Genomic DNA, 19,996 nt, shown 5'->3' on the forward strand with positions numbered 1-19,996 from the left:
GCGTGGCAATAGCTCAGAAGGGCTCAGCTCATGTCCGCAGTCACTACGTTCGCTGATTTCCGTACTACCCAGGCGCCCGCTCGCCTGCGCCTGACCCGAAGGGGACGGATCGTCTTCTTCGGCATCCCGGCCATGCTGTTGGTTGCAGCGTTGCTGAGTCTTGCCGGATTTATCAACTCCCCGGCCAAGGCAGCCGACTCGCAGTCCCAACTGCGTCCGCCTGTTGCCGTCACTGTTACAGTCCAGCCAGGTCAGTCCCTCTGGGGCATCGCCGGCGCTGCCGCTCCCGAGCGTGACCCCCGCGACGTCATCGCCGAGATCATCCAGCTCAACGACCTCCGGGGCGGCCGCATCCTGCCCGGCCAGCAGCTGTTCGTCCCTGCAAACTGATCCCTCGGCACCCGCAGAAATCAAGGGTCGGGCGTCACAGTTAGTCGGCAGTCCCGGCCGCCCCTTAAACTGGGTTGGTGAGTGACCAGCTTGAGCGACTTGACCGACTTCCCCTTCGGACCAACCTGCGTGGATTGAGCCCCTATGGCGCACCGCAGCTCGATGTCCCTATCTTGCTCAACGTCAACGAAAACACTCATGGCGTCCCCGCAGATGTCCAAGCCGCCATCACTGAGGCCGTGGCCGCTGCGGCCACCGGGCTGAACCGCTATCCGGACCGGGAGTTCACCGAACTTCGTGAAGCCTTGGCCGAGTACCTTGGCCACGGGCTTTCCCCGGACAACATCTGGGCGGCCAACGGATCCAACGAGGTCCTGCAGCAGATCCTCCAAGCCTTTGGTGGACCCGGCCGCAAGGCATTGGGCTTTCCTCCCACGTACTCCATGTACCCCCTGCTCGCGAGTGGCACTGACACCGAGTATGTCCGCGGAGTCCGCGCGGACGACTACGGGCTGGACGCCGAATCGGCCGCTGCTCAGGTCCGGGAAGCGGGCGCCAACATCGTTTTCCTGTGCTCGCCCAACAACCCCACAGGTACGGGCTTGGGATTGGACGTCGTGGAGGCTGTTTACGAGGCCGGCGAAGCCAGCCAGGCCATGGTGATCGTGGATGAGGCCTACCACGAGTTCGCACACGACAACACGCCGAGCGCCCTGACCCTGTTGCCCGGACGCGAGCGTCTGATCGTCTCGCGCACCATGAGCAAAGCATTCGCTTTGGCGGGCGCCAGGCTCGGATACATGGCGTCAGCCCCGGAAGTCACGGACGCCATCAGGCTGGTCCGTCTCCCATACCACCTCTCTGCCGTGACGCAGGCAACGGCCCTCGCTGCGCTGAATCACCGCGAAGCCCTCATGGCCGACGTCGAGGACATCAAGGTCCAGCGCGACAGGATTGTGACTGAACTGCTCCGCATGGGCCTCCAGCCTGCTGCTTCGGACTCCAACTACGTCTTCTTTGGGGGACTGGAGGATCCACACACTATCTGGCAGGGCCTGTTGGACGCCGGCGTGTTGATTCGCGACGTCGGTATCCCGGGGCATTTGCGTGTCACCGCTGGAACCGAGCCGGAAACTACTGCGTTCCTGGAGGCCTTGGAAGCCCTGCTGGACGGCACCGCTCCGCACCACGCCTAAACTTGTTCCTAGACCTAACCCACCCCTCCGTGTATAAGGATGTCCCAATGAGCGAAACCGGCGCCGCGCCGACCGCTGCCCGCACCGCGCGCATGGAGCGCACCACCAGTGAGTCTTCGGTCCTGGTGGAGATTAACCTGGATGGTTCAGGCGTCTCGGATATCAGCACTTCGGTTCCGTTCTACGACCACATGCTGACGGCTCTGTGCAAGCATTCCCTGATTGACATGACCGTCAAAGCTACTGGCGACACCCACATTGACGCCCACCACACGGTGGAAGACGTCGCCATTACCTTCGGCGAGGTCCTCCGAACGGCACTGGGCAATAAAGCCGGTATTCGTCGCTTTGGTGAAGCCACGGTTCCTTTGGACGAAGCCTTGGCGCACGCCGTCGTTGATGTTTCCGGACGACCCTACCTGGTGCACGGTGGCGAGCCGGCCGGACAGGAATACCACCTGATCGGCGGACACTTCACGGGATCGTTGACCCGTCACGTTTTTGAAGCAATTACGCTTCACGCCGGAATCTGCCTCCACATGAACGTCCTGGCCGGCCGCGACCCCCACCACATCGTTGAGGCCCAGTTCAAAGCCTTTGCCCGCGCGTTGCGTGCAGCTGTTGAGTCCGATCCCCGTGTGGAGGGCATTCCCTCCACTAAGGGCGCACTATGAGCGGCCAGATTCTGAACAATGGAGCCGTGGCCGACGCCATAGCGTCCGTAAAGCCGGAGTCGCCTGAAGGCAAGCCAACCGTCACCGTGTTGGACTATGGATCGGGCAACGTTCGCTCTGCCGTCCGCGCCCTCGAACGTGCGGGCGCGCACGTGGTGTTGAGCTCCAAGCCTGAGGACGTGCTCAACGCTGATGGTCTGGTGGTGCCCGGAGTTGGTGCCTACGAGACCGTGATGAAGGAACTCAAGTCCGTTGATGCCATCCGCATGATCGGACGTCGGGTTGCCGGTGGCCGTCCTGTGCTGGCCATCTGCGTGGGTTTGCAGGTTCTCTTCGAAGCCGGAGTTGAGCACGGCACCGAGTCCGAAGGCATGGCTGAGTGGCCCGGCAAGGTTGAGCTCCTTCCCGCTCCAGTGGTGCCGCACATGGGTTGGAACACCGTGGACGTCCCCGAAGGCTCAAAGCTGTTCGAAGGTGTTGAACAGGAACGCTTCTATTTTGTGCACTCTTACGGAGTCCAGGAGTGGAACTTCGACGTCGTTCAGCCCCGTATGGCTCCTCCCATGGTGACGTGGTCCGAGCACGGTGCACGCTTCATTGCCGCAGTGGAAAACGGCCCGCTCTGCGCCACGCAGTTCCACCCGGAGAAGTCAGGGGATGCCGGGGCCCGGCTCCTGCGAAACTGGGTGGATAGCCTCCGTAAGCCCGCTTCGAAAGAATCCGGAAGCGGTGCCGCCTAGATGTGGTGGTCGGTATTACTTATGGGCCTCGCCGGCCTGCTGGTAGGTGGGGGGATCTCCTTCCATCAGCAGAAAAAGCCGCGTTGGGTTTCTATTTCTTTCTACGTGCTGGCAGGGATGTCCCTCCTGGCCGCCTATCTCCTGACGCTGGGAAACTGAACCAGTCGTTCAACTAGCCGCATCACCCTTTTCGAACTTCAAGGACACACATGACCTCCTCCGCCCAGTCCGTTCTGGAACTCCTGCCGGCCGTTGACATTGTTGACGGCCAAGCGGTCCGACTCCTCCAAGGAGAAGCAGGCTCGGAAACCAGCTACGGGACCCCGCTGGAAGCAGCACTGAACTGGCAGAACGCCGGTGCCGAATGGGTGCACATGGTGGACCTCGATGCAGCTTTCGGACGTGGAGACAACGCCGCGCTCATCAGCGAGGTGGTGTCGCAGCTCGCCGTCAAGGTGGAGCTCTCCGGCGGACTGCGGGATGACGAGTCTCTTGAGCGTGCACTGGAACTGGGTGTCGCCCGCGTGAACCTTGGAACCGCGGCGTTGGAGAACCCCGAGTGGACCCGCCGTGCGATCGACCGCTTTGGTGACAAGATCGCCGTCGGCCTTGATGTCCGCGGCACAACGCTTGCCGGACGCGGTTGGACCAAGGAGGGCGGCGACCTCTGGGAGGTTCTTGCCCGCCTCGAGGATGCCGGCTGTGCGCGTTATGTAGTCACCGACGTCACCAAGGATGGAACCCTTCAGGGGCCGAACGTGGAACTTCTGCGCCAGATGGTTGAGAAGACCGGTAAGCCTGTGGTCGCCTCCGGCGGTATCTCCAGCCTGGAAGACCTCCGTGTCCTGCGCGAACTGGTCCCGCTGGGTGTTGAAGGTGCGATTGTTGGCAAGGCTCTCTACGCCGGTGCCTTTACTCTGCCCGAAGCACTGGACGTTGCCGGCCGCCGCTGATGCCTCATAACGCAGGTCACCAGCACGGGGATCAAGGTCAGGCCAGGCGCGAGCTACCCGGCCACATCGCGGCTGCGTTGGCCGGCGCCGGGGGAGCTACGGACTCTGCAGGCCAGCCCTGGGCCGGTAGGAGCCTCAGCGGTGACGACGCCAAGATCCACAATTTCGAAGACGACGACGGCTCAGCGGACCCCGGGTACGTAGCCGCCGTCGCGGCTCTGATCAACGGAACCGGCACCGAGGCAGACGTTGTGGCCTCCTTGGCGACGGCACGGGTTTTCGTTCCGGTAGTTGCTCAGTTGGCTGAAGAAGCAGAAGGCGTTGACGGCCTGCACGCTGACAAGCAAGCGGATATGGCTTTGGTCACACTGAAGGCTCCTGATGGCCGCACGGCCATGCCGGTCTTTACCTCCGCAGCCGCTCTCGAGGCATGGCACTCGGAGGCCCGGCCGGTTGCCGTTTACGCCGCGCGCGCGGCGCTTTCGGCAGTATCTGAGGGCGCGCAGCTGTTGGTGCTGGATGCCGGTTCCGACTTTGCCTTTGTTGTGCGGCGCCCGGCCGTGTGGGCCCTTGCCCAGCAGAAGGACTGGACGCCGTCATACCTTGATGATCAACTGGAGTCAGCTCTCGCTTCAACGGTCTCGGCCTTTCAAACGGTCCGTCGCCTTGAGACGCAACCCGGCGGCGGTGTTGCGTCGCTGACGGCCGATGGCCGCCAGGTCTCAGGAGGCGGTGCGGGGCCGGAACTACGCGTTGTTCTTTTCCTTGAGGATGGACTCGACGCCGTAGCAGTGCAAACTCTCGTTGCCCAATTGAACGAGGCGTGGGCGCAAATGGATTCCTTTGCCGAAAGCGTTGATTCCATGGAAGTAAAACTGCAGCGTGCAGCACAGGAGCCCACGCAGTATTAACGGCAGTACCGGTTCCCCGGGGCTGCCCTGGGGAACAAGAGGATTTAGCCAGTGAACTTCGCTCTCTATAAAGAGATGCTGTCCATCCGACCTGTCCGGCGTTTGCTGATAGTGGGCATGATTGCCCGCATTCCGCACTCGGCTGCCGGCGTGCTGCTCACGCTGCACATCGTGCTCACACTTGGCCAGGGTTATGCCGCCGCCGGTGCAGCAGCTGCTGTGATGACCATTGGCATTGCGCTGGGCGCTCCTTGGCGCGGCCGCCGCGTAGACATGGTGGGCCTCCGCAAGGCGCTGATCCCTTCAGTCGTGTCGGAGACTGTCATCTGGTCGATCGTCCCGCATGTTTCCTACGAGTGGTTGCTGCCGCTGGTGTTCGTCGGCGGCCTTTTCACGCTGCCGATCTTCAGTGTCGTCCGGCAGTCTCTGGGCGTCATGGTCGACGGCGAGCAGCGGCGTTCGGCGTTCGCCCTCGACTCCATCGCCACCGAGCTGGTCTTCATGATCGGGCCAGCTGTGGGGGCAATCGTCGCCACCAGCGGTTTTTCGGCTATTGGGCTCACGGCCGTGGGCGTCTCCGTGTCCGTGGCCGGGCTGTTCCTGATGTGGTTCAACCCGCCCACCCGCAGCGAAGCGGTCTGTACTCCGCAGGAGTCCGCGGACCGGGCTGCAGCTGACCTGGTTGCTGCCGAGGCAGCGATGGTGGCGTCAGCGCCTGCCCACGTCCAGGAGGCGGCGTCGGAAATGGCGTCGTCGACATCCCGAACTGCAGGCCTTAGAAATCGTGTGGCCAGGAACTTTACGTGGTTCACCGTCTCTGTTGGTGCACTCTTCACTGTTGCTGCGGGATCGGGCATGGTGTTGAGCGGTTCCGATGTCAGCATCGTGGGTCTGTTGGAACGCGGCGGGCACCAGAATGAAATCGGTATTGTGTTCTTCTTCTGGTGCGCCGCGTCGGTGGTTGGTGGCCTCATTTACGGGTCCATGAAGCGGTCCATCTCGCCCATGCTCCTGCTGTTGGGCATGGCCGCATTTACTATTCCGATGGGATTTGCCCAGGGCACCTGGACTCTGGCGTTCCTCTCGCTCCTGCCTGGCCTGTTGTGCGCCCCGGTCTTGTCTGCCTCTTCCGAGAAGGTGGCTGACCTCGTTGAGGAAGAGCGCCGGGGTGAAGCCATGGGCTGGTACGGCTCCGCGCTGACCGCAGGAGTCGCGCTCGGCGCACCTCTGGCCGGAGTCTTCATCGACACCGTTGGACCTTCCGGCGGGTTCGCGGCCGTGGGAATCGCCGGCGTCGTCCTGTGTGCGGCGGGACTCGTCCTGACGTCCATGCGTCGCCGGGCAGCACGGGTCTGAAAAGCTCACCTGACGACGGCGGCGGGTCGACCACCTGGTCGACCCGCCGTCGTAGTTTCTTGCCGTAGTTGGTGCTAGTTCACCGGTCCGGTGAACTTTTCGCCCGGGCCCTTGCCCGGTGCGTCGGGAATGAGTGACGCTTCCCGGAAGGCCAGTTGCAGTGAGCGCAGGCCATCGCGCAACGGACCTGCGTGCTGTGAACCGATCTCCGGGGCGGCTGCCGACACCAGGCCGGCGAGGGCGGTGATCAGCTTGCGGGCCTCGTCCAAGTCCTTGAGGTCCTCGGCATTGGGGTCATCTGCCAGGCCAACCTTGACGGCCGCCGCACTCATGAGGTGGACGGCGCCGGTAGTAATAACTTCCACGGCCGGAACTTCAGCGATGTCACGGATCTGCTGGGACACCCCGGCATCAACGGCGGGGGCGGCGTATTCGCTATAGGAGTTACGGGAATTGCTGTCTTCAGTGCTCATACTGGTAAGCTTGTCACAGACCGACTGGAAGTCGTTATTCACAGGCAACATGCGCAATACATGCTCCCGCCTCACGCAATGTGCGCTTGGCGGGTTGTTTCTGTAGAATTGGTTTTCAGTTTGCAAGCGGAGTTCTCTCCCACCCGCGTCAGCCGCTCCCTTCGGGGACAGGATCCCTTTTCGGGACAAGAGGTTGCCGGGTACCTGGTCGGACGCTTTTGGAGGCACTGCCTCCGGATGCGTGTGCTTCCCTGGAGGAAGTGCTACCGATCTTCGAGGCCTTCGATTGCACCAGCAATTGGGGGCCTTCTCTATTTGCCGGTGACATCACCACAACCACAGGAGCTTTAACATTAGCGAGCCAAGAATCAATGAGCGTATCCGCGTCCCCGAGGTGCGGTTGGTCGGTCCTGCCGGCGAACAGGTAGGAATTGTCCGCATCGAGGACGCCCTGCGTCTTGCTGCCGAGTCCGATCTCGATCTCGTTGAAGTTGCCCCGCAGGCTAAGCCTCCTGTTTGCAAGTTGATGGACTTCGGTAAGTACAAGTACGAAGCCGCAGTGAAGGCCCGCGAGGCCCGCAAGAACCAGACCAACACGGTTCTGAAGGAAATCCGCTTCCGCCTGAAGATCGACAAGCACGACTACGAAACCAAGCGCGGACACGCACTTCGGTTCCTCGGTGCCGGCGACAAAGTCAAGGCCATGATCCAGTTCCGCGGCCGTGAGCAGCAGCGCCCCGAGATGGGTATCCGCCTGCTGCAGCGCTTCGCTGAAGATGTTGCTGAGGTTGGCATCATCGAGTCCAGCCCGCGCATTGACGGACGCAACATGGTCATGGTGATCGGCCCCCTGAAGAACAAGGCTGAAGCCAAGGCTGAAGCGCGCCGCGCTACGCAGCGTGCTGAAGCCAAGGCGCAGAATGAAGCCAAGGCGTCCGGACGTGTTGACACCAAGGGCGAGCAGGCTCCGATGACTCAGAGCCTCGCTGACCTTCTGCCCGAGGGTTTCAAGGTCACCGAAGAGGAGACCACGCAGGAAGCGGCCGAAGCCCCCGAGGCCCAGGCATCGGTTACTGAAGAAGCTCCCGCTGCTGAGGAAGCAGTGGTTGCTGAAGAGGCCCCGGTTGCTGAAGAAGCACCTGCTCCGGTTGTTGAAGAAGCACCCGTCGTGGAGGCGCCTGCAGTAAAGGCAGCGCCGGCACCGGCTAAAGCAGCTCCCGCCAAGGCAGCACCGGCACCTGCGAAGGCAGCCCCCGCCGCCAAGGCTGCACCAGCTGAAGCAGCTCCGAAGCCAGTGGTTCCGGCAGCCGCCCCGAAGCCCGCAGTTCCTTCGGCTCCGAAGCCCGTCGCCAAGCCGGCAGCTCCCAAGCCGGCAGCTCGGCCCGCAGCTCCCAAGGCTGCGCCCAAGCCAGCATCACGCAAGACCAACTAGTTCAACGCCGTGGAGGCTCCGCCTCCATCGGCAAGCAACCAGCACGCCGACCCTCGTAGGCCGGCTGCACGATAGAATCGCGGACTTGTCCGTGGATACGTAAGGAGATCGGTTCCCATGCCGAAGATGAAGACCCACAGCGGTGCTAAGAAGCGCTTCAAGCTGACCGGTACCGGCAAGCTGAAGCGTCAGCAGGCCAACCGCCGTCACTACCTGGAGCACAAGTCCTCCAGGCTGACCCGTCGCCTCGCCGGCGACAAGCTCGTCTTCAAGGGCGACGCCAAGGTCATCAAGAAGATGCTCGGCGTCTAAGTTCCAAGTTCTTTGGTTACTGCCATCCGGCAGGGACCGACTACACCAAAAGCCTTCTCAGGCCGGCCGGGTTTCCGGCAGTAGCAGCTTGGGATAAAGATTTCTGAAGGAGTACGCACGTGGCACGTGTGAAGCGGGCGGTAAACGCCCACAAGAAGCGCAGGGTTGTCCTCGAACGCGCAAAGGGTTACCGCGGTCAGCGTTCGCGCCTGTACCGTAAGGCCAAAGAGCAGCTGCTGCACTCGTTTGTGTACAGCTACGGTGACCGCCGCAAGAAGAAGGGCGATTTCCGTCGCCTCTGGATCCAGCGCATCAACGCTGCATCCCGCGCCAACGGCCTCACCTACAACCGTCTGATCCAGGGCCTCAAGGCCGCTGAGGTCGAGGTTGACCGCCGCATGCTGGCCGAGCTGGCTGTATCCGACGCCAACGCTTTCGCCGCTCTGGTGAACATCGCCAAGGCAGCACTTCCGGCTGACACGTCCGCTCCAGCCGCTGCTGCTGCTCCCAAGGCTGCCAAGGTTGCTCCGGCCGCTGCCACTGCAACCGCTGTCAAGGCTGTCGTTTCCGAGAAGCCGGCCATCGACGGCGCAGTTGCTGCTGATGGCGACGAGGCTCCGGAAGGCTACGCCATCAAGGGCAACGCTGAGTCCAAGAAGTACCACGTTCCGGGTTCCACTTGGTACAACACCACCGCTGCTGAATACTGGTTCTCCACGGTTGAGGCTGCAAAGGCTGCCGGCTTTGAGCCTGCAGGCGGCGAAGCCCGCCAGCAGATCAAGAACTAGTCGCAACTGCCACTAAAGTTCTTTATATGAACGAAACCGGGCGCCCGCAAGACTTTCCGATGACCAACCCCCGAGCTGATCGGGTGAGGGACGTCGCCAAGCTTGCCGGGCGCCCGGCCCGTTTAAAGCGCGGTCGCTTCCTTGCAGAAGGACCGCAAGCGGTGCGTGAGGCGTTGACCTTGCACCGAGAGCGCACCGCGGCCGGAGGTCCCGCCGTCGTGCATGAAGTTTTTGCCAGTGAAGCGTGCTTGGAGCGCCTTCCTGAGCTTGCCGACCTCGCACAGGGAACCCTGCTCCGGCTTGCCAGTGACGAAGTCCTTGCGGCCATGGCTGACACTGTAAACCCCCAGGGCATTGTTGCCGTGTGCAGCTTCGTGGATGTCAGCCTTGAGTCGGTACTCGACGCCGGTCCCCGCCTGATCGCGGTGATGTGCCAGGTGCGCGACCCCGGCAACGCCGGAACTGTGCTGCGCGCGGCCGATGCTGCCGGCGCCGATGCTGTTGTCCTCACCGGCTCGAGCGTGGACATCTACAACCCCAAAGCTGTCCGCTCTACTGCGGGTTCCCTCTTCCACCTGCCGGTTGTACTCGGCGCCGATGTTGACCAGCTCGTAGCGCAGTGCCGGGAGCGCGGGATCGGCATTCTGGCCGCTGATGGCTATGGATCCGTCAACCTGGACCAGCTGCAGGACGAGAATGCGGCGCGGAGACTCGGGAATGATTCCGTAGCTTCGGACTATGCCCTCGAGTCTCCTACGGCATGGCTTTTCGGTAACGAGGCACAGGGGTTGTCGGACGCCGAGCTGGCACTGGCTGATCACCGGGTGGCCGTACCCGTTTACGGGGCAGCTGAAAGCTTGAACTTGGGCACGGCCGCCACCGTGTGCCTTTATGCCAGTGCGCGTTCCCAGCAGAGCGCCAGGGCGGGGAATGTGTAAGCAGCTCTAGGCTTTGACCACGTAGATTTAACGCAAAAGATGGGCTCCGCTACGGCGGAGCCCATCTTTTTGTTCCTGCGCTTTGTCTCGTCGCTAGGTGTTGGGCGGCGCGTCGGTTTCGCGGCGTCTGTTCAGGGGCGCGACGGTTCCGCGGCGACTGTGGGCGGGGGCGTGACCAGGGGCTTTCTGCGCTCCAGCAGGCCGCTGAGCAAAGCTACTCCGAGGCCGAGGATGGCCAGCACAGCGCCCACCAACGCCGGAGCAACGTAGCCCCAACCCCAGGCAATAACGGTTCCGCCAAGGAACGCGCCGAGAGCGTTGGCGATGTTAAGGGCTGAGTGATTCAGAGAGGATGCCAACGACGCGGCGCCCGGTGAAGCGTCCAGGAGTCGGGTCTGCAGGGCAGGGGTCAGCATGGAGCCGATGCCGCCCACTACGAACGCCATGATGAAAGCGGCCCAAGCCCAGTGCGCAGCGATGGCGTAAACCACCAGCGCTACGGCGATTCCCGGCATGACCCAGTAAATGGTGCCCATCACGGACTTGTCGGCAAGGCGTCCGCCAAAGATATTGCCCACCACCATGCCTAGTCCGTAGAGGGCCACGACGGCGGGGATCAGGTTTTCGGGTATTCCAGCCACGGATGTCATGGTGTGTGCGATGTATGTGTACACGGCAAAGAAGCCGCCAAATCCAATGACGCCGATCAGCAATGCCAGCCAAACCTGAAGCCGCTTGAGTGCTCCGAGCTCGCGCCGGATGCTCGCCTCCGGGTGGGCTGCTTCGAAGGGGACGAACTTCCACACCATGGCAACGGTCAAGAGTCCGATTGCGCCGACAATGACAAAGAGCAGCCGCCAGCCGAAGGTCTGACCCACCCACGTGGCCACAGGGACGCCGATGACGTTGGAGACCGTGAGTCCTGCCATCACCATGGAGATTGCCCATCCCCTCTTGGTAGGGGCGACGAGGCCGGCAGCGATGACGGCTGCCACTCCGAAGAAGGCTCCGTGGGGAAGGCCCGAAGCAAAGCGCGAGAGCAGCATGAAGCCGTAGTCGGGTGCGATGAAAGACGTCAGGTTCGCCACGGACAGGAACAGCATGAGCCCCAGGGCAAGGTGCTTTCGGGGGAGCTTTGCCCCGAACGCTGCGAAGACGGGAGCGCCAATGACCACACCCAGGGCGTAAGCCGAGATGAGGTTGCCGGCCTCGGGGGTGCTGATGCCCAGCCCTTCCTCGATCTCCTTCAACAGGCCCATCATGGCGAACTCGGTGGTTCCGATGGCGAATCCGCCCATGGCCAGGGCCAGGATTGCCAGGCCAAGGTGGTTCCTTGCTGCTTTGGCGGTGGCGGACGGGGACACGGTGGTAGTCATAAGCCTGCTTCTTGAGGGTGCCTTGTGGGCTGGGGAATGCGGAGAAAAATCCGATAACAAGTTTAGTCCCGGGCCAGTGACTTGGGGCCGGTTTGTGACGATGCCCATGGTCCGGACCACCATAGACTGTTGCGGTGACTGGATTGATAAATGTCGTGGGCGCCGCCGTCGTCGACTCCCTGGAGGCCCCGACCCGCCTGCTGGCCGCACGCCGCACAGCACCACCCCAGTTTGCAGGGATGTGGGAATTTCCGGGTGGCAAGGTGGAAACCGGAGAAACAGCGGAGGATGCCCTGCACCGGGAGCTCGCCGAAGAACTGGGAGTTCAAGTGAACCTGGGACCGGAGCTGGAGTCCGGCAACATCGTCGGGTGGACGCTCAACGAGCGCGCTGCCATGCGGGTGTGGTTTGCCGAACTGACAGCGGGGGAGCCTCGGCCCCTGGAAGATCACGATGAACTGCGCTGGGTGTCGTTAGCTGACAGTGACCAACTACTCGGTCTTCCGTGGATACCGGCGGACCTGCCCATAGTCCGGGCTTTGCTGGATAGGGTTGCCGCTCCAGCGTGAGCACAAACGCTTAGAAGAGCGGCTGTTGCCCCGGGAGGGGAGCACTGACTCGCGCGGGGGCCGCTGTGGGACCGGAAGCGCCGCGGGCATTCCGATGGCTGAATCCAGACGTCCCAGTGAAGCCGTACTTCGCCTTGAAAAAGGTGATCCTTCCTGTGAGCCAGGTGCGGTACTCCTTGGAGGCATAGGATCCCTGGCCATAGAGCCGCCGGTACTTACCCACAAGTTGCGGATGCTGGGCGGCCAGCCATTGCATGTACCACTCGCGTGTTCCGGGCTTGAGGTACAAAGCGCCCGCGGTGACTCCGGTGGCTCCAGCCTTGGTCAGTTCAGTGAAGAGGGAGTCGAGTGCTTCGTCCGAGTCCGTGAGCCACGGGAGAATCGGCATGGCCATAACGCCGCATCCTAGGCCGGCGTCTCGAAGGCGGGCGATGAGCTTCAAGCGCGCCCTGGGAGAAGGAGTGCCGGGCTCGATCAGTGCAGCCAGATCTTCGTTGGTCATGGCCAGAGAGATGCCCAGGTCCACAGGCACTTGCGTAGCTGCGTGCTTGAGCAGCGGAATGTCCCGCGCCAGCAGTGTGCCTTTGGTCAGAATGGAGAATGGTGTTCCTGAATCGGCAAGGGCTCGGATGATTCCTGGCATGAGGGCGTAGCGGCCTTCTGCGCGCTGGTAGGGGTCTGTGTTGGTACCCAGGGCCACTTGCGGACGTTGCCAGGAGGGTCTAGCCAGTTCTTTGCGGAGAACTTCGGCGGCGTTGATTTTGACCACCACTTGCGAATCGAAATCCCGGCCGGCGTCGAATTCCAAGTACGTGTGGCTCTTGCGGGCAAAGCAGTACACGCAGGCATGGCTGCAACCGCGGTACGGATTAACGGTCCACTCAAACGGCATGTTGGATCCGGTTGGCACCTTGTTGAGCACTGACTTTGCGGTGACCTCATGGAAGGTGACGCCCGAGAACTCGGGTGTTGAGATGGAACGCACAAGCCCGGCCAGTGGCAACAAGGCATCCAGTGCCGGGGCAGGGCCCGGAGCCTGAGTGTCACTGGTTTCTGACGCCGGTCCACGCGAAGGTGACAATGCTTGTGCGTCCCATCTCATGGACTCTATTCGAAGGTATGTTCGAATGAATGTCAAGGCCTTGAGACCAATGTCCGGATCACAGGGGCTGGCGCATTGCTAAGGTTGGCCCATGATTCTGCTGACCGGCTTCGAACCTTTTGCTGAGGACACTGTGAATCCTTCGTGGCTGGCAGCGCGGCGGGCGAGGGAGTTGCTCGCCGCGGAAGGCATCACCGTTGAAGCGGTGGAGCTGCCGTGCGTCTTTGGCGAGTCGGCAAAGGTTCTCACCGATGCCATAGCCCGTCTGAACCCTGACATTGTGGTCTGCACTGGCCTTGCCGGAGGACGTGGACGGATTTCCCTGGAACGCGTCGCCATCAACTGCGATGACGCCCGGATACCGGACAACAAAGGGAAGCGCCCCATTGATGAAGAGGTCGTTCCGGGCGGGCCTGCGGCATACTTCTCCAGCTTGCCCATAAAAGCTGCGCTCCGAAACCTCCAGATCGCGGGAATCAAGGGAGAAGTCTCACAATCTGCCGGCACTTACGTGTGCAACCACATCTTCTATGCGCTGATGCACTCGTTGGCAGCCAAGCCCGGTATCCGCGGCGGATTCGTCCACGTCCCCTATCTGCCGGAGCAGCTTCCGGAAGGCAGCGCAACGCCGTCCATGCCGTTGGAGACGATGGCAGAAGGAATCGCCGATATTGTCAGGACTGCACTGCACACGCAGGCCGATGTGAAATATTCGGCCGGGGCTATCCGCTAAACAAGCTCCCATTCAACCCGGATGCTCGCCGAAACCGAGGACTCTCCAGCTTCCACGGGCATGGACTCCGCAGTGAAGGATGCCCTCACCATTCCACCCAAGGGTATGGGGCCGCCGTGCAGCGGCTCCTGGGAGATGGAGACCACCTTCCCAAGCCGGGACGAAGCCAGCGATGCGTACTGTTCGGCTCGGGCCACAGCATCCTGCCACGCCGCCTCCTGCGCCTGGGCAGTGACGGAAGAAGAATCTGCAAAGCCTTGTTCTATCCCGTTAATCCGGATCTCGTCTCCGCCGGCAGCAACAGCGGCAGCGATCGCAGCTGGAGCGTCCGCCTGGGAACGGATGCCCACCTGCAGATCGGTGGAAGCCACGTAGGCTGTCACTTTCTGACCTTGCCCCTCCACCCAGACAAGGTCTGCGCGAAGGTTCAATCCGCTCGTTCGAAGATCCACGGCGGAAACACCCGCACCCCGCAAACTGGCTGCAACAGCGTTGGCCGTCTTGCCGGCGTCGTCATAGGCTTCAGCGGCCGTGCCGCGGCGCGTTTCCACACCGAGCGTCAAGGTCACCAAATCCGGAACAGCCTTCGCGCTCGCGGTTCCCGTGACAGTGATGGTTCGGTTCATGCTTCGGCCTCGATTCGCTGGCCCGCAGGGCTGCCCTGCCGGCGGGGGTGAGTGTCAACGTAGCCGCCAGCTGCAAGGCCGGCCTGCCGTTCAAAGAAATTCCTCGACGCCGGATTCCCGCTTCGAAGCATGGACCAACCAGCGGCGATGCCGTAAAGGGCCAGGAAGGGAAGGCCGAGACAGTACGCGTACTGGGTACTGTGCCGTTCCTCATGGCCCAAGAGCACTGTGTTGCTTCCGGCCACGCCCTGCGGCGCCCGGTACAAGATGACGTTGCCCAGGGTAAAAGCGCCGGCGTGTGGGAGTTTCCAGTGATATCCGGCAGCGATCAGAAGCCCGCGGGGGCCGCTGGACACGGCACACCGGGACGCAGCTGCCACCACCAATCCCAACGGCGTGGAGAGGTTGAGGACGTTTGCGATCTGCCGTACGCGCTGCGCGGGAGTCATGAAGCCATGCTAACCCGGTGGTGTATGGCGCGGCACGGGTGGCGGAGATACGCTAATCGGGCACCCGCCGGTGCCGCACTTACATTGGGGGAAGAGGGAAAATGAACGCGAAGCGCGCCGTGGGCGTCGTCGGTGTATTGATCGCACTCATGCTGGCATTGACAGGTTGCGTCAAGATCAACATGTCCGTGAAGGTCAACAATGAAAAGAGCGTGGACTACGAGGTGGTCTACGCCATCCAAAAATCCGTGCTGGGAGATAAGTCCTTCGACGAATTCATGGAGTCGAACGGTACAGGGGGCCAAGGCATGGACGTCCCCGACGGTGCCACCGTGGTGGATTACGAGGATGAGAAGTACAAAGGCAAGCGGATCACCGCTGCCAACCTGGACCCAGCCAAGCTGGCGGAGTCATCCAGCTCCGAGAGCCCCTTCGAACTGAAAAGGGACGGGGACTTCTACGTCATCTCCATGGGCGGAGTGACCGGCGGTGAAAGCGGCGACTCCTCATCATCCGCCATGGCGAAGTCCATGTTCGACGAAGCGTCTGTGAAATTCACTTTCCCGGGCAAAGTGGTGGAGGCTAAAGGTGCCACAGTTGATGGCAACACGGCCACGTTTGACATGCTTTCCGTCAATGAGTCAGTGGTCCAAGCCAAGGCAGAGGCCAACGCTGGAATTCCGATGTGGATCATCTGGATCCTCGTGGCAGTCCTTGTCATTGCCGCCGCGCTTGTCCTTCTGTTCGTCCTGTTGCGCAAGAGGTCTTCCCGGCAGGAACCGGCGCTCGCCGGTGCAGCTCCGTACGGACAGCCGGGTTATGCAGCCCAGCCGGGTTATCAGGCACAGCAGGACCATCCGGTCCAGCCGGGCCAGGAGGGCTACCAGTCCCAGCCCCAACCGCCGGCCCAGCGCCCCCAGCAGGACTGGGCAGGGCAAGGTTACACTCCGGGTGCGCCGGCTCAGCAGCCCGCCCCACCGCCGGGCCAAACGCACGACGACGGCCCGGTACCTCCGCCGCCGCCGGCACCGCCCGCTTCCGGCGCCTAGGCGCTGCCGGATTTCTGGGACAGCTACTGCCCCTCAGCGGTTCCCGCCGGGTCATGGGCTGTACAAATTCGCGGCGGTTAAATCCCGACTGTGAGGTTCAACTAGACTGAAGGGTAGTGCCTGCCGTCCGCGGCGAGCACTACCCTTTCGTTTTGCAGGCCTGCCTTGCCAGGCCGTTCCCTACTCGTAGCTAAGAACAGTAGATGACTGACACTTTGCCAGGCGCTGCCATCCCGAATCCGCTGGATGAAGCCGCCATCACCGCCGCCGTCGAGGACGCCATTGCTGCTATTGCGGCTGCTTCCTCCCTTGAAGAACTCAAGGCTGTCCGCCTCGCCCACACCGGTGAGAAGTCGCCGCTGAGCTTGGCCAACCGTGAAATCGGTGGCCTCGCCAAGGAACACAAGGCTGCCGCCGGCAAGCTCATGGGTTCATCCCGTGGCCGGGTCAACCAGGCGCTCGCAGCCCGGACCCAGGTTCTCGAAGCCGAGAACGACGCCCTCATTCTGGTGGAGGAAACTGTGGATGTCACGGCGGGTCCGCGTCGTCGGCGTGCCGGTGCACGGCACCCACTGTCCACGCTGCAGGATCGCGTCTCGGACATCTTTGTTGGCATGGGTTGGGAAATCGCCGAAGGCCCCGAGGTGGAGTCCGAGTGGTTCAACTTTGATGCCCTGAACTTCAAGCCGGACCACCCGGCGCGCGAAATGCAGGACACGTTCTTCGTGGAGCCACCCGAAGCCCACTTGCTGATGCGCACGCACACGTCCCCGGTGCAGGTTCGTTCCATGCTGGAACGCGAAGTGCCCATCTATGTTCTGTGCCCGGGCAAGGTGTTCCGCACCGATGAACTCGATGCCACGCACACGCCTGTCTTCCACCAGTTCGAAGGGCTGGCGATCGACAAGAACCTCAGCATGGCGGACCTCCGTGGAACGCTGGAGCACTTCGCCCGCCAAATGTTCGGCGACGACGCCTCCATCCGCCTGCGGCCCAACTACTTCCCGTTCACCGAGCCGTCCGCGGAGCTCGACATCTGGCACCCGGGTGCCAAGGGCGGTCCGCGGTGGATCGAGTGGGGCGGCTGCGGCATGGTCAACCCCAACGTCCTCCGGGCAGCCGGCATCGATCCGGACATCTATTCAGGTTTTGCCTTCGGTATGGGCATAGAGCGCACGCTCATGTTCCGCAATGAGGTCGGCGATATGCGCGACATGATCGAAGGCGACGTACGTTTCAGCGAGCACTTCGGGATGGAGATCTAACAGTGCGTATCCCACTTTCCTGGCTGCGTGAATTCGCGCAGGTTCCGGCCGATGCAACGGCCGAAGACGTCATGGCTGACCTGGTCAAGGTTGGTTTCGAAGAAGAAGAAGTCCACCGTCCCACGGATGAGCTGACGGGTCCCGTTGTGGTTGGCCAGGTTCTGAGCCTGGTCAAGGAGCCGCAGACCAATGGCAAGACCATCAACTGGTGCCAGGTCCGCGTGGTTCCCGAGGGCCAGGAGCAGACCCTTACCGGCGAGGGCATTGATCCTTCCGGCGTGCAGGGCATCATTTGCGGTGCCCACAACTTTGTTGAGGGCGACAAGGTTGTTGTCACCCTGCCGGGCGCCGTTCTGCCCGGAAACTTCCAGATCTCGGCGCGGAAGACCTACGGTCACCTGTCCGCGGGCATGATCGCTTCCGTCCGTGAGCTGGGTATCGGCGACGATCACGACGGCATCCTGGTGCTCTCGCGCATCGGACTGGACCCGGAAATCGGCTCAGACGCGATGGAACTGCTGGGTCTGTACGACCAAGCAGCCGAAATCAACGTCACCCCGGACCGCGGGTATGCCTTCTCCATCCGCGGTGTGGCCCGCGAGTACGCCCACGCTACCGGAACGTCGTTCACGGACCCCGCGTCCAAGGTCAACGCACCGGCTTCCCTGCAGGGCGGCTACGGCGTCAAGCTCAACGACGACGCGCCCATCTACGGCAAGCCCGGATGCGACCGCTTTGTGTCCCGCACAGTCCGTGGCGTGGATGCTTCCCGTCCCACACCGCCGTGGATGTCCTCCCGCCTTCGCCTGGCCGGGGTCCGCTCCATCTCGCTGCCGGTGGATATTTCCAACTACGTGATGCTTGAGTTGGGCCAGCCCAACCACTGCTACGACCTGGACAAGCTCTCGGGCGACATCGTGGTTCGTCGTGCGGTGGCCGGTGAGAAGATCACCACCCTCGATGACAAAGAGCGCACGCTCGACGTCGAGGACCTCCTGATCACTGACGACTCCGGCGCCATCGGCATTGCAGGCGTCATGGGCGGTGCCCACACTGAGGTGTCCGATTCCACCACGAACATCCTGGTGGAAGCCGCGCACTTCGATGAGGTCTCCATCGCCCGGTCCCGTCGCCGGCACAAGCTGCCGTCCGAAGCTTCCAAGCGCTTCGAGCGCGGTGTTGATTGGCACGTTGCCAACATCGCTGCGCAGCGCGTCGTTGACCTCTTGGTGGAACTTGCCGGGGGTACGGCAGACGAGGCCGGGACCGACGTCGGAACCCCTCCTGAGGCTGTCACCATTGAACTGCCCGCCGAGTTCGCCGCCGCCCGGATCGGCATCGATTTCACCGAAGAGCAGATCACCACATCCTTGGTGGACCTGGGTGCAACTGTGGAGAAGACGTCGTCGGGTTACGTTGTGACCGCTCCGAGCTGGCGCAATGACCTCGAAACCAAGGAAGACCTCTCCGAGGAAATCGCCCGGCTGGTGGGCTACGACAACATCCCTTCAACGCTTCCGGTGGCGCCTCCGGGCCGTGGTTTGAGCCGCAGCCAGCAGCAAAAGCGCCGGGTAGTCCAGGCTTTGGCTGATGCAGGACTCACAGAGGTGTTGTCCTACCCGTTTGTCTCCAAGGCCGCCAACGACACCTTTGGCGTTCCAGCTGAAGGTGAAGCCCGGCCGGCCCTCAAGCTGGCGAACCCCATTAGCGAGGAACAGGGATACCTCCGGACGTCCATCTTGCCGGGCCTTATAGAGGTAGCCCGCCGCAACCACTCACGTGGTTTCCGCGATTTGGCTGTGTACGAGGCAGGTTTGGTGTTCCTCCCGGGCGAAACCCTGGGCACGGATTCCATCCCGCCGCTGGGCGTCAAGCCTTCCGATGAGGTTCTGGATGCACTGTACGACGGCGTCCCGCACCAGCCATTGCACATCGCCGCTGTCCTGACCGGACATGATTCACCGGCCGCTGCGACGCACACGCCTCGGGCGTGGGATTGGGCAGACGCTGTTGACGTGGCACGCCTGATCGCCGATGTTCTGGGCGTGGAATTGGTTGTCAGCCAGGGAAGCCACCAGGCGTTCCACCCTGGCCGTGCAGCTCAGCTCTCGCTGCGCAACGGCGACGTAGTGGGCTACGCCGGCGAGCTCCACCCGAAGTTGCTGGCTGCGCACGACATGCCTGCCCGCTCCGTGGCGCTTGAGGTGAATGTGGAAGCGTTGTTCGAAGCTGCTGCTGACGTGATCGTGGCCAAGCACATCTCCGGATTCCCTGTTGCGACGCAGGACGTCGCCTTGGTTGTCCCGCAGGATGTGCCGGCAGACCAGGTTCTGGCAGCGCTGCGTGAAGGCGCAGGCGAGCTCCTCGAAGACGTTGCGCTGTTCGATGTCTACGCGGGTCCCGGCATTGAGGAGGGCAAGAAGTCGCTCGCCTTTGGCCTGCGTTTCCGCGCCGATGACCGTACTCTGACTGCGGATGAGGCATCCGAAGCCCGCGCTGCAGCCGTTGCTGTTGCAGCCGAGCGCTTCGGAGCTGTGCAGCGCTGATATTGCTCGCGATTGATCATCCCCGGAACCATATGGTTCCGGGGATTTTCTTTTATCGAGATTGAACTCCCAGCATCTTGACAGGCTATTCATGCGTGTATGACAGTTTTGTCATGCA

General features: G+C 62.4%; 21 protein-coding genes. 16 read left to right on the forward strand and 5 right to left on the reverse strand.

Features of this window, described 5'->3' with window-relative positions:
- Nucleotides 1-30: 30 nt before the first annotated feature.
- The 7 genes from ACZ5J0_RS07220 (at nucleotide 31) to ACZ5J0_RS07250 (ending at nucleotide 6,220) form a co-directional block, all read left to right on the forward strand.
- Nucleotides 31-390, forward strand: a complete 360-nt coding sequence (locus ACZ5J0_RS07220; RefSeq protein WP_024820374.1) for a LysM peptidoglycan-binding domain-containing protein — start codon at nucleotides 31-33, stop codon at nucleotides 388-390.
- Between the two features lie 77 nt (nucleotides 391-467).
- Nucleotides 468-1,586 (forward strand): histidinol-phosphate transaminase, encoded by a 1,119-nt coding sequence (locus ACZ5J0_RS07225; RefSeq protein ID WP_464094490.1) that lies wholly within the window; start codon nucleotides 468-470, stop codon nucleotides 1,584-1,586.
- 47 nt (nucleotides 1,587-1,633) lie between these two features.
- Nucleotides 1,634-2,260 carry an imidazoleglycerol-phosphate dehydratase HisB gene (gene hisB, locus ACZ5J0_RS07230; protein ID WP_142939621.1) on the forward strand — a complete coding sequence of 209 codons (627 nt, stop codon included), beginning with the start codon at nucleotides 1,634-1,636 and terminating at the stop codon, nucleotides 2,258-2,260.
- Nucleotides 2,257-3,000: an imidazole glycerol phosphate synthase subunit HisH gene (gene hisH / locus ACZ5J0_RS07235; RefSeq protein WP_142939620.1), complete on the forward strand. Its 744-nt coding sequence runs from the start codon at nucleotides 2,257-2,259 to the stop codon at nucleotides 2,998-3,000. Before hisB ends, hisH begins: the two co-directional genes overlap by 4 nt.
- A gap of 209 nt (nucleotides 3,001-3,209) precedes the next feature.
- Entirely contained in the window at nucleotides 3,210-3,953 is a 744-nt protein-coding gene (gene priA / locus ACZ5J0_RS07240) for a bifunctional 1-(5-phosphoribosyl)-5-((5-phosphoribosylamino)methylideneamino)imidazole-4-carboxamide isomerase/phosphoribosylanthranilate isomerase PriA (RefSeq protein WP_142939619.1), read from the forward strand.
- Nucleotides 3,953-4,864 carry an SseB family protein gene (locus ACZ5J0_RS07245; RefSeq protein WP_464094491.1) on the forward strand — a complete coding sequence of 304 codons (912 nt, stop codon included), beginning with the start codon at nucleotides 3,953-3,955 and terminating at the stop codon, nucleotides 4,862-4,864. The genes priA and ACZ5J0_RS07245 overlap by 1 nt, the downstream gene beginning before the upstream one ends.
- A gap of 51 nt (nucleotides 4,865-4,915) precedes the next feature.
- Nucleotides 4,916-6,220, forward strand: a complete 1,305-nt coding sequence (locus tag ACZ5J0_RS07250; protein WP_464094492.1) for an MFS transporter — start codon at nucleotides 4,916-4,918, stop codon at nucleotides 6,218-6,220.
- A 74-nt stretch (nucleotides 6,221-6,294) separates the two neighbouring features.
- Here the strand turns inward: ACZ5J0_RS07250 and ACZ5J0_RS07255 are convergent, their stop codons facing one another.
- Complete coding sequence (locus ACZ5J0_RS07255; RefSeq protein WP_464094493.1) at nucleotides 6,295-6,693, reverse strand: DUF1844 domain-containing protein; 399 nt, start codon at nucleotides 6,691-6,693, stop codon at nucleotides 6,295-6,297.
- Between the two features lie 394 nt (nucleotides 6,694-7,087).
- On the opposite strand from ACZ5J0_RS07255, the gene infC reads away from it, so the two are divergent.
- The 4 genes from infC (at nucleotide 7,088) to ACZ5J0_RS07275 (ending at nucleotide 10,163) form a co-directional block, all read left to right on the forward strand.
- Entirely contained in the window at nucleotides 7,088-8,125 is a 1,038-nt protein-coding gene (gene infC, locus ACZ5J0_RS07260; RefSeq protein ID WP_464094494.1) for a translation initiation factor IF-3, read from the forward strand.
- Nucleotides 8,126-8,242: 117 nt separating this feature from the next.
- The gene (gene rpmI / locus ACZ5J0_RS07265) at nucleotides 8,243-8,437 is read left to right on the forward strand and encodes a 50S ribosomal protein L35 (RefSeq protein ID WP_011774324.1); all 195 of its coding nucleotides are present in this window, start codon (nucleotides 8,243-8,245) and stop codon (nucleotides 8,435-8,437) included.
- Nucleotides 8,438-8,556: 119 nt separating this feature from the next.
- On the forward strand, nucleotides 8,557-9,225 hold the full coding sequence (gene rplT, locus ACZ5J0_RS07270; RefSeq protein ID WP_011774325.1) for a 50S ribosomal protein L20, sunset domain variant: 669 nt from the start codon (nucleotides 8,557-8,559) through the stop codon (nucleotides 9,223-9,225).
- A gap of 26 nt (nucleotides 9,226-9,251) precedes the next feature.
- Nucleotides 9,252-10,163, forward strand: coding sequence for a TrmH family RNA methyltransferase (locus ACZ5J0_RS07275; protein ID WP_142939613.1), 912 nt, complete (start codon nucleotides 9,252-9,254; stop codon nucleotides 10,161-10,163).
- 131 nt (nucleotides 10,164-10,294) lie between these two features.
- Here the strand turns inward: ACZ5J0_RS07275 and ACZ5J0_RS07280 are convergent, their stop codons facing one another.
- The gene (locus ACZ5J0_RS07280) at nucleotides 10,295-11,539 is read right to left on the reverse strand and encodes an MFS transporter (RefSeq protein ID WP_464094495.1); all 1,245 of its coding nucleotides are present in this window, start codon (nucleotides 11,537-11,539) and stop codon (nucleotides 10,295-10,297) included.
- Between the two features lie 134 nt (nucleotides 11,540-11,673).
- Here ACZ5J0_RS07280 and ACZ5J0_RS07285 point away from each other — a divergent pair, with 134 nt between their 5' ends.
- On the forward strand, nucleotides 11,674-12,108 hold the full coding sequence (locus tag ACZ5J0_RS07285) for a (deoxy)nucleoside triphosphate pyrophosphohydrolase (RefSeq protein ID WP_142939611.1): 435 nt from the start codon (nucleotides 11,674-11,676) through the stop codon (nucleotides 12,106-12,108).
- Between the two features lie 10 nt (nucleotides 12,109-12,118).
- On the opposite strand, the gene ACZ5J0_RS07290 is transcribed toward ACZ5J0_RS07285, so the two are convergent.
- Complete coding sequence (locus ACZ5J0_RS07290) at nucleotides 12,119-13,210, reverse strand: Rv2578c family radical SAM protein (RefSeq protein ID WP_142939610.1); 1,092 nt, start codon at nucleotides 13,208-13,210, stop codon at nucleotides 12,119-12,121.
- A 91-nt stretch (nucleotides 13,211-13,301) separates the two neighbouring features.
- Between ACZ5J0_RS07290 and pcp the strand changes: the two genes are divergently transcribed.
- A complete protein-coding gene (pcp, locus tag ACZ5J0_RS07295) occupies nucleotides 13,302-13,943 on the forward strand; it encodes a pyroglutamyl-peptidase I (RefSeq protein WP_464094496.1) in 642 nt (213 codons plus the stop codon).
- Here pcp and ACZ5J0_RS07300 read toward each other — a convergent pair.
- Both ACZ5J0_RS07300 and ACZ5J0_RS07305 read right to left on the reverse strand, forming a co-directional pair.
- A complete protein-coding gene (locus ACZ5J0_RS07300; protein WP_166842801.1) occupies nucleotides 13,940-14,569 on the reverse strand; it encodes an SIMPL domain-containing protein in 630 nt (209 codons plus the stop codon). The genes pcp and ACZ5J0_RS07300 overlap by 4 nt on opposite strands.
- Entirely contained in the window at nucleotides 14,566-15,018 is a 453-nt protein-coding gene (locus tag ACZ5J0_RS07305; RefSeq protein ID WP_166842800.1) for a hypothetical protein, read from the reverse strand. Before ACZ5J0_RS07305 ends, ACZ5J0_RS07300 begins: the two co-directional genes overlap by 4 nt.
- A gap of 101 nt (nucleotides 15,019-15,119) precedes the next feature.
- Between ACZ5J0_RS07305 and ACZ5J0_RS07310 the strand changes: the two genes are divergently transcribed.
- The 3 genes from ACZ5J0_RS07310 to pheT all read left to right on the forward strand — a co-directional run bounded on the left by ACZ5J0_RS07310 (nucleotide 15,120) and on the right by pheT (nucleotide 19,878).
- Nucleotides 15,120-16,067: an LppM family (lipo)protein gene (locus tag ACZ5J0_RS07310; RefSeq protein ID WP_166842799.1), complete on the forward strand. Its 948-nt coding sequence runs from the start codon at nucleotides 15,120-15,122 to the stop codon at nucleotides 16,065-16,067.
- Nucleotides 16,068-16,270: 203 nt separating this feature from the next.
- Nucleotides 16,271-17,332, forward strand: a complete 1,062-nt coding sequence (pheS, locus tag ACZ5J0_RS07315) for a phenylalanine--tRNA ligase subunit alpha (protein WP_464094497.1) — start codon at nucleotides 16,271-16,273, stop codon at nucleotides 17,330-17,332.
- A gap of 2 nt (nucleotides 17,333-17,334) precedes the next feature.
- Nucleotides 17,335-19,878, forward strand: coding sequence for a phenylalanine--tRNA ligase subunit beta (gene pheT, locus ACZ5J0_RS07320; RefSeq protein ID WP_464094498.1), 2,544 nt, complete (start codon nucleotides 17,335-17,337; stop codon nucleotides 19,876-19,878).
- Nucleotides 19,879-19,996 lie beyond the last annotated feature (118 nt).

The organism is Arthrobacter sp. DualSoilB13 (genome assembly GCF_055389195.1).